The 11,963-nt window shown below is 59.0% G+C and carries 10 protein-coding genes; 2 read left to right on the forward strand and 8 right to left on the reverse strand.

The window, feature by feature from the left end; genetic code table 11:
- Positions 1-225: 225 nt before the first annotated feature.
- On the reverse strand, positions 226-582 hold the full coding sequence (queD, locus tag MST27_RS05810; protein ID WP_243605064.1) for a 6-carboxytetrahydropterin synthase QueD: 357 nt from the start codon (positions 580-582) through the stop codon (positions 226-228).
- Between the two features lie 159 nt (positions 583-741).
- Between queD and MST27_RS05815 the strand changes: the two genes are divergently transcribed.
- Together MST27_RS05815 and MST27_RS05820 are read left to right on the forward strand one after the other, a co-directional pair.
- Complete coding sequence (locus MST27_RS05815) at positions 742-2,058, forward strand: Na+/H+ antiporter family protein (RefSeq protein WP_243605065.1); 1,317 nt, start codon at positions 742-744, stop codon at positions 2,056-2,058.
- A 97-nt stretch (positions 2,059-2,155) separates the two neighbouring features.
- A complete protein-coding gene (locus MST27_RS05820) occupies positions 2,156-3,217 on the forward strand; it encodes an AI-2E family transporter (protein ID WP_243605066.1) in 1,062 nt (353 codons plus the stop codon).
- Between the two features lie 37 nt (positions 3,218-3,254).
- Here MST27_RS05820 and MST27_RS05825 read toward each other — a convergent pair whose 3' ends face one another.
- The 7 genes from MST27_RS05825 to purB all read right to left on the reverse strand — a co-directional run bounded on the left by MST27_RS05825 (position 3,255) and on the right by purB (position 11,936).
- Positions 3,255-5,213, reverse strand: a complete 1,959-nt coding sequence (locus MST27_RS05825) for a PhoX family protein (RefSeq protein ID WP_275973119.1) — start codon at positions 5,211-5,213, stop codon at positions 3,255-3,257.
- A gap of 186 nt (positions 5,214-5,399) precedes the next feature.
- A complete protein-coding gene (locus MST27_RS05830; RefSeq protein WP_243605068.1) occupies positions 5,400-6,995 on the reverse strand; it encodes an isocitrate lyase in 1,596 nt (531 codons plus the stop codon).
- A gap of 500 nt (positions 6,996-7,495) precedes the next feature.
- The gene (locus tag MST27_RS05835; protein ID WP_243605069.1) at positions 7,496-8,305 is read right to left on the reverse strand and encodes a secretin N-terminal domain-containing protein; all 810 of its coding nucleotides are present in this window, start codon (positions 8,303-8,305) and stop codon (positions 7,496-7,498) included.
- Positions 8,302-8,904 (reverse strand): DUF7931 domain-containing protein, encoded by a 603-nt coding sequence (locus MST27_RS05840; protein ID WP_243605070.1) that lies wholly within the window; start codon positions 8,902-8,904, stop codon positions 8,302-8,304. The genes MST27_RS05835 and MST27_RS05840 overlap by 4 nt, the downstream gene beginning before the upstream one ends.
- Position 8,905: 1 nt before the next feature.
- Positions 8,906-9,331, reverse strand: coding sequence for a GNAT family N-acetyltransferase (locus MST27_RS05845; RefSeq protein ID WP_243605071.1), 426 nt, complete (start codon positions 9,329-9,331; stop codon positions 8,906-8,908).
- Positions 9,324-10,490, reverse strand: coding sequence for a ribosomal protein uL16 3-hydroxylase (locus MST27_RS05850; RefSeq protein WP_243605072.1), 1,167 nt, complete (start codon positions 10,488-10,490; stop codon positions 9,324-9,326). Before MST27_RS05850 ends, MST27_RS05845 begins: the two co-directional genes overlap by 8 nt.
- A 75-nt stretch (positions 10,491-10,565) precedes the next feature.
- A complete protein-coding gene (purB, locus tag MST27_RS05855; RefSeq protein WP_243605073.1) occupies positions 10,566-11,936 on the reverse strand; it encodes an adenylosuccinate lyase in 1,371 nt (456 codons plus the stop codon).
- Between the last annotated feature and the right edge of the window lie 27 nt (positions 11,937-11,963).

Below are 11,963 nucleotides of genomic sequence, written 5' to 3' on the forward strand. Positions count from 1 at the left end.
ACGCCATCGCTGGGACAGGAGGCGAGGAAATACGCCGAGAAAGTCCTCGCTATTGGGTCGTCTCGCGAGGAATACACACGCCTGATCGGCGCAGCCAGGCCAGGCGATGACCAGTGCACCGTTGGCTAGAGAAAATCAGCACGATCAGCGAGCTAGTGAGATCGAGCCTTGAGTGAGGCGTAGCCCTGTTCCGGCTACGCCACTAGAGAGTCACCTTGCTCCGGCTTAGTCGCCCAGATATTCGCAGCCACTGGTACATGTTTCATGTATCCGGATACGGGACAGTTCCGGTAGCAGCGGCTTCAACTCCTGCCAAATCCAGCGAGCAAGATTCTCGCTTGTTGGATTTTCCAAGCCTGGTAAATCATTCAGATAGTTGTGATCGAGACGATCATAAATTGGCTTGAACACCTCTTTGATCTCGCCAAAATCCCGGATCCATCCTGTGTGGGGATCCACTTCGCCTCGTAGATAAAGCGCAACCCGGAACGAATGCCCGTGCAGGCGCCCACATTTATGTCCTGCAGGGACGTTCGGCAGGCGGTGCGCTGATTCGAACGTAAATTCTTTAAAAATTTCCACGGAACATCCAACCAAAACCTGACTGCAATGGCCCGAATCTTACGCTTTTTTCCTCCATGCCGCCCGCTTGATTCCCGCTTGGAGGTGACGGTGCATTTTGACACTACGAGTATGTTAGGGCACAGTACCGCGCTTTTTCCGGGCGGTGGGGGGGATTGAATGAACGCAGTCGTAGCGGCAGTCGGCATTATGCTGGTCTTGAGTTTGTGCAGGGTGCATGTAGTAGTTGCGCTGATTGCGGGTGCCATTACGGGGGGTATGCTTGGCGGCCTGGGCTTGGATGGTAGTTTGTCTGCGTTCAACAAGGGGCTCGGTGGCGGGGCAACAGTGGCTCTGTCCTACGCGTTACTTGGCGCCTTTGCAGTTGCAATTGGTAAAAGTGGATTGGCGAACGCACTGGCTGATCGTGCCCTCGCGTTGGTAGGCTCGCAGGACTCCAAGTCGGCTGGTCCAATCAAGTGGCTGATGGTTTTGTTGCTGTTGGCGGTTGCGATCTCGTCGCAGAATATTTTGCCCATTCATATCGCCTTCATCCCGCTGCTTGTGCCTCCGCTGCTCTTCGTGCTCAGCAAACTCGAAATCGACAGGCGGTTGATTGCGTGTGTGTTGGCATTTGGTCTAGTCACGCCCTACATGTTTCTTCCTGTGGGCTTCGGGAGCATCTTTCTCAAGGAAATATTGCTGGCCAATGTTTCGCAGAATGGCGCTGATGTGACCAACATCAATGTCAGTCAGGCCATGTTGATTCCCGCGCTTGGCATGTGTGCAGGCCTGCTCATCGCCCTGTTCAGCTATAGGAAACCTCGCAACTACGATCTTCGGAAAATCGAGCGCGATGAGCCGCGAGGCGCGCGGTACAGCCCGCTCACGTTGTTGGTTGCCGCAATTGCTGTTGCGGCCGCTTTCGTTGTTCAGCTATGGCTCGATTCGATGATCCTGGGAGCTTTGGTCGGCTTCGTTATTTTCTCCGTGTCAGGCGTGGTGCGCTGGCGCGAGGCGGACGATCTGTTTACCGAAGGGATGAAAATGATGGCCATGATTGGCTTCATCATGATCGCAGCAGCTGGTTTCGCCGAGGTAATGCGGGCTACTGGAGAAGTGAAAGCCCTGGTGGATGCCTCGACTGCATGGATCGGCAACAGCAAAGCGATCGGTGCGCTGGTGATGTTGGTCGTTGGGCTGCTCGTGACGATTGGAATCGGTTCGTCCTTCTCGACAGTTCCGATCATCGCTGCCATCTTCGTCCCGCTAGGTCTTGAGTTGGGCTTCAGCCCGTTGGCAATCGTCTGCCTCGTTGGTACCGCCGGGGCGCTTGGCGACGCTGGCTCACCCGCTTCGGACTCGACCCTCGGCCCGACGGCAGGCTTGAACGCGGACGGACAGCACAACCACATCTGGGACACCGTGGTCCCAACGTTTCTTCACTACAACCTACCGTTGCTCGGGTTCGGCTGGGTAGCCGCCCTGATTCTTTAGCGCGGCAGAGGGGCTCTTACGGCCCCTCGCAGCCATGCGCACTCCTGCTGACTATTGCTGACTAAGGAGTAGTCATCCCAGCGATAGGAAACCAACTGTGAATACGACCTTGGAGCAGAAAGTCTTCCTGGCCTTGTTGCTCGTCGTATCCCTTGCATTTGGTTGGATCCTCTATCCGTTCTACGGCGCAGTTTTCTGGGCCGTCATACTGGCGATTATCTTCGCGCCACTTCAGCGCTGGTTGTTTCAGCGCTGTGGGAACAGGCGCAATCTGACGGCCCTGATCACGCTGTTCGTATCGCTGATGGTGGCGGTGCTGCCGGTCATATTGATCACCGGCCTGCTCGTGCAAGAGGGGGCGTCCCTCTATCGGCAGATCGAAAGCGGTGAGCTGGATGTGGGAAGTATCGTTGGCAGCGCAAAAGAGCTGCTTCCACCGTCGTTGCAGGTGCAGATGCAGCGGTTCGGACTTGGCGATATCGATCAGATACGCGACCGGCTGGCCAGCGGTGCTCTCGAGGGCAGTCAGTTTTTGGCAACCAAGGCGTTCAGCTTTGGGCAAGGTACGTTCCAGTTCGTAATCAGCTTTTTCGTCATGCTGTATCTGTTGTTCTTTCTCATACGCGATGGTCGCGAACTGGTAGCGAAGGTCAGGCGAGCGTTGCCCTTGAGTGACACCCAGAAGCGTCGACTTTTCAGCAAGTTCACCCGGGTCGTCAGAGCAACGGTGAAGGGGAACATTGTCGTAGCCGCCACGCAGGGTTTTCTGGGAGGGGTGATTTTCGCAGTGCTGGATATTCCAGGGGCGTTGCTCTGGGGCGTACTGATGGCATTTCTTTCGCTATTGCCAGCCGTGGGGGCGGGAATCATCTGGACACCGGTGGCGATTTATTTCCTCATGAAGGGCATGATCGTTCAGGGGGTTGTGCTCACGCTCTACGGCATCTTGGTGATCGGTCTCGTCGACAACATCCTCAGGCCGATATTGGTTGGCAAAGACACAAAAATGCCGGACTACGTCGTGCTTATTTCGACGTTAGGTGGGCTCGCGCTATTTGGTTTGAATGGCTTTGTAATTGGCCCCTTGATTGCGGCGCTATTCATCTCTGCGTGGGGGTTGTTCACGTCGCCGGAGGGGGAGCGGGAACCTCCGGTCTAGATGCACCCGCCAAGGGGCGCATCTAGACCCAGCGGGCTCAAAGCACGCGACCACCATCCTTACGTCGAATGATTACCGTCGCCGAGCGCGGACGCCGTCTTGGTCCGTCGGGCCATACGCTGGTGTACTGCGTGGGTGTAGATCCTTCCCCGGGGTGTTGCACGTTCACGAAGACCGTTCTGAAGTCGGGCGTCGAGGTGATTCCCGTAATTTCAGCGCCTGTCGGGCCGACCAGGAAGCGCTTGGTCTGGCCTGTCTTCGGGTCGGAAACCAACATCTGGTTGTTGCCAAAGGGACCGGCGCTCAGTTGGCTGCCGCTCATGTCCGTCTGAATCCAGAGGCGGCCTTCATCATCGAACCAGAGTCCATCTGGGCTTGCCAGGACATTGTCCTGATCGAGCGACCTGCCACGGGGATCGCGGCTATCCGATTCCGGACCGGCAAGCAGATACAGATCCCAGCGGAAGGTAGTGCCGATATTGTTGCGGCCGTCTTCGCGCCAACGGACGATATGTCCGTAAGGGTTGGGGGACCTTGGATTGGCGGCATTCGCCTCCTGACGTGCCGAGTTATTCGTCAGTGTGAAATACACTTCGCCGGTGTCGGGATGCACGGCGCCCCATTCGGGACGGTCCATCTTGGTCGCTCCGACAATATCCGCCGCAAGCCTTGTGTTGATCAGGACCTCGCCCTGATCACGAAATTGGACGCCAGCAGTCAGGCAAGCCTGTTGGAAGCTGGCGTCCTCGAAGTCCAGCGCGAGCCAGTCCCCGGTGCCATCCGGGTTGAAGCGCGCCACGTACAGCGTTCCCTCGTCGAGTAAACGACTGTCATCCCGTAGCGGACGGTACCTGTCCCGACTGATGTATTTGTAGATGTACTCGTTCTGCGAATCGTCGCCGGAATAGCATACGACCGGCCAGCCTGCCTTGGCGGGAGCGAAGACCAAGCCTTCATGGGCGAAGCGCCCGAGCGCCGTGCGCTTTACAGGTGTGGAGTCGGGATCGAACGGATCGATTTCCACGATCCATCCGAACGTGTTGGGCTCGTTCCGATAGTCCGAGCGTGCGTCCTCGCCGATCGTGGTGGCATCGAAACGCTGGAACTCATCTCCAGGCACGGTCTCCCAGCCATAGCGGCCAGCGGTACCTACGCCATAGCGCTCGAGATGCCTCGGCAGTTCGGCGTCGCGGCTGGCGAAGTAACCTGCCCAGTTCTCCTCGCACGTCAGATAGGTACCCCAGGGTGTATAGCCGTTGGAACAATTGTTCAGCGTGCCACGGGTCGTGGTGCCGCTTGGGCTGTAGCGCGTGTGCATCAGCTCATGGCCGCGCGCCGGGCCTTCGATGCGCATTGGGGTTGCGCCGGTGATGCGCCGGTTGCGCGCGGATGGCAAGACTGCCCAATCGCCTCGCGCGTTGCGTTTGATCTCTACGACCGAGACGCCGTGGGCATTGATTTCCTTACGGACTTCTTCGGCCTTGGTGCGCTTGCCATCCTGCACACTTGGGCCGTTCGGGTGCAGCAGCGCGCTATCGACGTACTCATGGTTCAGTGCAAGCAAGCCGTGGTCGCTTTTGCGCCCTTTGAAGCGCGCATCCATGGGGAAGAAATGCATGCCGTCATGGTGCATGCCGGTTTGCTGAGCCTGATCCTCAGCGCTGTTGCTGGCGTCTTCGAGGTAGGCGGGGTAGCTCCCGCAGATGGGCGTTCCCCAGGGAATGAATACGTCCACCGTGTACCCGTCTGGAACAGTGATGGCGTCGGCGCGGGTCACCCCGACCGCCCCAAAGGGGAGTCGGCTGCGGCGTTGGAAAGCCGGTGCGTTACCTTTGGGGGCGGCAGCGGCTGCGATCGCAGGCATTCCACCCAGGAAGGCCAGCGCGCCCAAGGCAGCTCCGCCGGCTATGACCTGACGCCGCCCCACGGCAATCACGTCCTGAATATGAGGATTGGCGGAACGGTTGCTCGGACGCTCATCGCCATTGCCAAACATGATGTTGTGATTATCGTCAGTCACGACGTAGCTCCATTAGGGTAATCGACGGAGCTATGACGCTATGTTGAACAGACGACAAGTTAATGACAGTGCCGGCCCGCCCGACGAATGGACGAGCAAAAAAAAGCCCCGCCGATGCGGGGCCCGGGAAGCTGTGGGCCCGGGGGACGCCGGGCCGCGCGATCAGTGGAACTGGTTCATGGTGTTGTCTTTACCGCTGGCCTTCAGAGCAGCCTCGCCAGCGAAGTATTCCTTGTGGTTGTCGCCGATGTCGGAGCCAGCCATGTTCTGGTGCTTGACGCAGGCGATGCCCTGACGGATTTCCTGACGCTGAACACCCTTGACGTAGGCCAGCATGCCTTGGTCAGCGAAGTACCCCTTGGCCAGGTTATCGGTCGACAGGGCAGCGGTGTGGTAAGTCGGCAGGGTGATCAGGTGATGGAAGATACCGGCGTGAGCCGAGCCGTCACGCTGGAAGGTGCGGATCTTCTCGTCGGCGATCTGGGCCAGCTCGGTTTCGTCGTACTCGACGCTCATCAGCTTGGCACGGTCGTAGGCGGAAACGTCCTTGCCTTCGGCCACGAACTGGTCGAACACCTGCTGACGGAAGTTCAGTGTCCAGTTGAACGACGGGCTGTTGTTGTAGACCAGCTTGGCGTTTGGAACGACTTCGCGGATGCGGTCAACCATGGCCTTGATCTGCCCAACGTGCGGTTTCTCGGTCTCGATCCACAGCAGGTCGGCGCCGTTTTGCAGAGAAGTGATGCAGTCCAGAACGCAGCGGTCTTCGCCAGTGCCCTTGCGGAACTGGAACAGGTTGGACGGTAGGCGCTTCGGACGCAGCAGTTTGCCTTCACGCTTGATGACGACGTCGCCGTTGCCCAGTTCGGCTTCGGAAATTTCTTCGCAATCCAGGAACGAGTTGTACAGGTCGCCCAGGTCGCCCGGCTCCTTGGTCACAGCGATCTGCTTGGTCAGGCCGGCACCCAGGGAATCAGTACGCGCAACGATGACGCCGTTGTCGATGCCGAGCTCGAGGAAGGCGTAACGAACGGCCGCGATCTTGGCGAGGAAGTCGGCGTGCGGAACGGTAACCTTGCCGTCCTGGTGACCGCACTGCTTCTCGTCGGAGACCTGATTTTCGATCTGGATGCAGCAGGCACCTGCTTCGATCATGCGCTTGGCCAGCAGGTAGGTGGCTTCCGGGTTACCGAAGCCAGCATCGATGTCGGCGATGATCGGGACGATGTGGGTTTCGTAGTTGTCGATCTGGCTCTGGATTTCGTTGGCCTTCGCGGTATCGCCGGCTTCGCGAGCGGCGTCCAGAGCGGTAAACAGCAGGTCCAGTTCGCGGCTGTCGGCCTGACGCAGAAAGGTATACAGCTCTTCGATCAGGTCGGAAACGGCAGTCTTTTCGTGCATGGACTGGTCCGGCAGCGGGCCGAACTCGGAACGCAGAGCTGCGACCATCCAACCGGACAGGTAGAGGTAGCGCTTGTTGGTGGTCTTCAGGTGCTTCTTGATGGAGATCAGCTTCTGCTGACCGATGAAGCCATGCCAGCAACCGAGGGACTGGGTGTAAAGCGACGAGTCTGCGTCATACTCGGCCATGTCCCGGCGCATGATGTCGGCCGTGTACTGGGCGATTTCCAGGCCGGTCTTGAAGCGGTTCTGGGCACGCATGCGGGCCACGGATTCAGGGTTGATCGCGCTCCAACTGCTTCCAGCTGCTTCTTTCAGAGCGGCAACGGCTTTGATGTCGTTTTGATAAGCGGACATGGTCAATCCTTTCGAGAAAAAATTCGTGTTTGGTTGAGCACCGACTGTTCCCACCGAAACCTGCATGTTGAGCTGATGCGAGCAACACGCGGCAGAGTGTCGAAATACCGACCGAGACGAGATTGACCATGAAGGAGGGTGTGCAGTTACGACCGCATGAGGAGGTATCTGCTGCGGAATGGTCGTGGCATTCCGGCACGACGGCAAGGCGCCATCGGTGGCTCAGCGGATTGCTTCTACATGCTGCGCGTCAATCGCTTCCCCGTCCCTCGGGACGACTCGTTCCAGTCGCAACCTCGTCAGTCCGCCTTGTGGGCAGTACAGTCACGGATCGCTTGCTGGTTGGCCGAGCGGTCCGGAGGCCCTCGATCAGGGCCCCTGGTTAGCGGGAGCGGGGCCATAATGCGCCGGGGAAAAAGCTTCGTCAAATGTTTTGTAGTTGATTTTTCAGGTCACTACATTTTCTTTGAGGACGACGTTAGGGGCGGGTTCACATGTACCTAATCGAGGCGCTCGACCTTCAGGCGCAGCGAGAAGTCTTCCTGACCGGCAGTGGAGTAACGGCGCAAGGTGCCTCGCTGGTTGCCACTGGCGCTTTCATTGACGCCTCCGAGCGGTATCCACTCACCTAAACGGCCGCTGACACGCGTATCGGTATCTCGGACGTTGACCACCCCGGGCTGGTAGCGGTCTAGGCGGTCGTCATGGCTGCTGATCGTGACCTGAACCTGCTCGCCATGAACGGTCGCGGTTGCATAGAAGCCGCGTGTCACGTCGCGATATTGGGTCTGCTGATAGATCTGCCCATACCCATCGGTGTCACGTGTAGTAATCGGTACGCTCTGACCGACCTGAATCAGGGCCGGATATCCTTCGGTTGCCTGCACCTGCTGCACGCCCCCACCTTGGCTCGCGGTGCTATGCCGAATGATCCGCACCCTGTTCTCGCCTGAATTACCGTTCTGGCCGGTTTCCAGTCTGACGTTCCCTCCGCCGAAAGAGCCGTCGACCTGGAATCCGGATTCGCTGTCGCTCGCCGCATTCTGGGTGTCGACGCTGATCAACAGGCGGCGCGGTGCCGTATCGAGCCGGGACAACACGGTTCGCAGCTCTGCGATCACGGAATCGGGTGCGTTGACGATCAGTTGATTGCCGTAGGCGTTGACCTTGCCCTGCTCACCGACCACGGACTGGGCAACGGCCAGTACGTCATCAGCCATGCGGTATTCGAGCGGGATCACTTCGGTCGCTGCTTGACTGTGCAGGCATACCAGCAGGGCAGATAGGAGGGAGAGACGGCGCCGCTTCATAGCAGGAAGCTCCTCAACTCGGGATCAGTAAGGCTGTGTGACCAGGCTGTATCGAACTGCTGCTGACGCTGGCGGGCGCGAGCGGCGTCCTGGTACAGCGCATAGCCGGCGAAGCGTTCGACGCTTGGGCGCACGAGCAGCCCATGATCATCAACAATCAGATACGCGCCTTGCTCCATAGGGTAATCGGGATTGAGCTTGCGAATCTGCATGGTGCTGGTCAGTCTGCGCGACAGCGCCAGTAGACGATGGCTTTCCCTGATGGCGCGCGAGGAATCGGCGATCAGCACACGCATGCGGTTACGCGGATGGGCGCGCAGCATAAGGGCGCACGCCTGTTGGACTTCAAGATTGTTGTAAAGCCACGCCTCGAGATCCGGGGTGAAAAGACTCAGGCTTCGTCGCGCCTGCCGTAGCAGGTTTAGTGCGTGCTCCCGGGCCTGCTCAGCGGTGTCGAAGGGGCGCCGTCCGGCTAGCGGTTTATCGCCGGGCTGCATGGGTGCCGGATTGATGTCATAGGCAAAGCGACCGGGTGACTCGAAGTCGATTGCCGGCAGGTCAGCCGGTATTTCGCTTCGATCCGGTTCGCTTTCGCTCATCTCATTGACTCTTGCGCAGCATGTCGACGTGGGGGATTCCGGCCTCGAGGAACTCCTCGCTGATTACGTGGAAACCTAGGCGTTCGTAAAAGGCGGTGGCATGGACCTGCGCACTCAAGCGTTGCTCTTCCAGCCCCCGCCGTTCGGCTTCGGCAATGACGGCGCGCATCAGCGCTTCACCGACGTTCATGCCGCGCCAATCCCTTAGCACCGATACCCGGCCAATGTGACCGTCGCCAAGTAACCTTGCGGTGCCGATTGCGTACCCATCTTCAAACGCCAGAAAATGCACCGCATCGGCGTCGTCGGAATCCCATTCCAGTTCCGGTGGAACCGACTGCTCGGCGATGAATACGGTCTCGCGTATTCTGCGCAGCTCTGCGTTATCCCGCTGCCAGTCAGCGATGCGAACGTCGATTTCACTCATCAGCAAACTCCAGACTTCCTTGTTTGACCAGCTGCCAGATCAGATTACGCCCATCCTCATCGGCGAGCCAGGGTTGCAGGTTGTCGACATGCAGAGCGTCGGCCGAGCACAGGAGCTTGAGCAGATCCCGGAGGTGAGCGGGTAACAGGCGGCTCTGGCCGCTGGCGAATAGCAGCAGTCCGATATCGACTTCGCTCCAGGCCAGGCGTGCGCTGAGATTACGCACAAGCACCACCCCATCTGACAAGGCCGCGAACAGTTCGGATTCTTCCATTTCGGGGCCTTGCACCCGTTCGGGGTAGCGGGGTTCGGTCATGAACTGACCGAACCAGGTCAGCAACAGGCGTTCGTCGCTCATATGCTCGGTGAGCATCGTACGCAGGCGGTCGAGCGCGTCGCTTTGAATCTGGTAAGGATCATCCGCTGGGGTCAGGTCGGCGTCACTGTAGCGTTCCTCGTCGGGCAGGAACTGCGCAAGAAAATCAGTGAAATGCGTGAGCACTTCGGCTGCGCTCGGTGCCCGGAAGCCGAGCGAATAAGTCATACAGGCGTCTTCGGCGGTACCGTAATGTGCCAGGCGCGGCGGGAGATACAACATGTCGCCCGGTTCCAGCACCCATTCTTCCACTTCCTGAAATTCGGCCAGGATGCGCAGGTCCGGGTGCGTCAGCATCTTGCTTTCGGCATCACACATCTGGCCCACGCGCCAGCGCCGATTGCCATGCGCCTGCAGGAGAAATACGTCGTAATTGTCGAAGTGCGGCCCGACACCGCCACCTGGCGCGGCAAAGCTGATCATGACGTCATCGATGCGCCAGTTCGGCAAAAAGCGAAAATGCTCGACGAGCTGGGCGACGTCCGGAACGAGTTGGTCGACAGCCTGAACCAGCAGTGTCCAATCGCGCTCGGGCAATTGCTGATAGGTATCTTCGGTGAAGGGGCCCCGACGCAGTTCCCATGGGCGCTCGCCATGCTCGATGACCAGGCGCGACTCGACGTCTTCCTCGAGGGATAGCCCGGCCAGCTCATCTGGTGATACGGGGCTTTCGAAGCCGGGTAGAGCCTGGCGAATCAGCAGTGGCTTTTTCTGCCAATACTCTCGAAGAAACTCGCGTGCGCTGATGCCGCCGAGGATCTCAAGGGGAATGTCGGATGTCATGAAGGCACCTTGCTCGAGGGCGAGCGACCAATAAAAACGCCCGGCACAGCCGGGCGTGGGCTGAAAAGGATGGGTTCAGATTCGCTTGGCCTGGGCTACGGCGTTTCCGATGTACGCGGCCGGCGTGAGCTTGCGTAGCGCCTCTTTGGCGTCGGCCGGAATATCGAGGCCGTCGATGAACGTCTGCAGGGCTTCGGGGCTGATGCCTTTGCCGCGAGTCAGCTCCTTGAGCTTTTCATAAGGATTCTCCACCGCATAGCGACGCATTACGGTCTGAATAGGTTCGGCCAATACTTCCCAGCAAGCATCCAGGTCTTCGGCGATGCGTGGGGCATTGAGTTCCAGTTTGCCGATTCCTTTCAAGGTCGCTTCGTACGCGATCACGCTGTGTGCGAAGCCCACGCCAAGATTGCGCAAGACGGTCGAGTCGGTCAGGTCACGCTGCCAGCGGGAGATCGGCAGCTTGCTGGCCAGGTGTTGAAGCAGGGCGTTGGCAATGCCGAGGTTGCCTTCGGAGTTCTCGAAGTCGATCGGATTGACCTTGTGGGGCATGGTGGACGAGCCGATTTCACCGGCAACGGTACGCTGCTTGAAGTAACCGAGAGAGATATAGCCCCAGATGTCCCGGTCGAAGTCGATCAGAATGGTGTTGAAGCGCGCCACCGCATCGAACAGCTCGGCAATGTAATCGTGTGGCTCGATCTGCGTCGTGTAGGGATTCCAGGCAAGACCAAGGTCCTCCTCAATGAACGCACGTGCATTGGCCTCCCAGTCGACATCGGGATAAGCCGACAGGTGGGCGTTGTAGTTGCCTACCGCGCCGTTGATCTTGCCAAGCAGTGGAACGGCCTCGACCTGCGCAATCTGGCGCTCCAGGCGGTACACGACATTGGCCAGCTCCTTGCCCAGGGTCGTCGGCGAGGCAGGTTGACCGTGCGTCCGAGAGAGCATCGGCACTTCGGCATGCTCGACTGCGAGTTGCCGAATCGCGTTGGCCAGTTGGCGCATGAGTGGCAGCAGGACCTGATCGCGACCTTCACGAAGCATCAAGGCATGAGACAGGTTGTTGATGTCTTCGCTCGTGCAGGCGAAGTGGATGAATTCGTTGATCTTGGCCAGTTCAGGCAGTTGCTTGGCTTGCTCTTTGAGCAGGTATTCGACCGCTTTCACGTCGTGATTGGTGGTGCGCTCGAAGGCTTTGACCCGCTCGGCATGTTCGACCTGAAAATCTTCGGCAAGCCTGTTCAGCAGTTCATTGGCCTCGGCAGAGAAGGGCGCCACCTCTGGAATCCCGGTGTGTGCCGCAAGCCGTTGCAACCAGCGCACCTCCACGAGGACGCGGCAGCGGATCAGGCCGAACTCGCTGAAGATTGGGCGCAGAGCGCTGGTTTTGCCGGCATAGCGGCCATCGACAGGTGATACGGCAGTGAGCGAGGAAAGCTGCATAGAGGGCATTCTCGGACGGTCGAGCAA

This window comes from Stutzerimonas marianensis, assembly GCF_022810315.1.
In the GTDB taxonomy this organism is placed as follows: Bacteria; Pseudomonadota; Gammaproteobacteria; order Pseudomonadales; family Pseudomonadaceae; genus Stutzerimonas; species Stutzerimonas marianensis.

Excerpts from the sequence above, each read along its gene's own strand:
- MST27_RS05830 (WP_243605068.1), bottom strand. The coding sequence starts at position 6,995 with ATGTCCGCTTATCAAAACGACATCAAAGCCGTTGCCGCTCTGAAAGAA.
- MST27_RS05815 (WP_243605065.1), top strand. The coding sequence starts at position 742 with ATGAACGCAGTCGTAGCGGCAGTCGGCATTATGCTGGTCTTGAGTTTG.
- MST27_RS05840 (WP_243605070.1), bottom strand. The coding sequence starts at position 8,904 with ATGAGCGAAAGCGAACCGGATCGAAGCGAAATACCGGCTGACCTGCCG.
- MST27_RS05845 (WP_243605071.1), bottom strand. The coding sequence starts at position 9,331 with ATGAGTGAAATCGACGTTCGCATCGCTGACTGGCAGCGGGATAACGCA.
- MST27_RS05850 (WP_243605072.1), bottom strand. The coding sequence starts at position 10,490 with ATGACATCCGACATTCCCCTTGAGATCCTCGGCGGCATCAGCGCACGC.
- MST27_RS05835 (WP_243605069.1), bottom strand. The coding sequence starts at position 8,305 with ATGAAGCGGCGCCGTCTCTCCCTCCTATCTGCCCTGCTGGTATGCCTG.
- MST27_RS05825 (WP_275973119.1), bottom strand. The coding sequence starts at position 5,213 with ATGTTTGGCAATGGCGATGAGCGTCCGAGCAACCGTTCCGCCAATCCT.
- purB (WP_243605073.1), bottom strand. The coding sequence starts at position 11,936 with ATGCAGCTTTCCTCGCTCACTGCCGTATCACCTGTCGATGGCCGCTAT.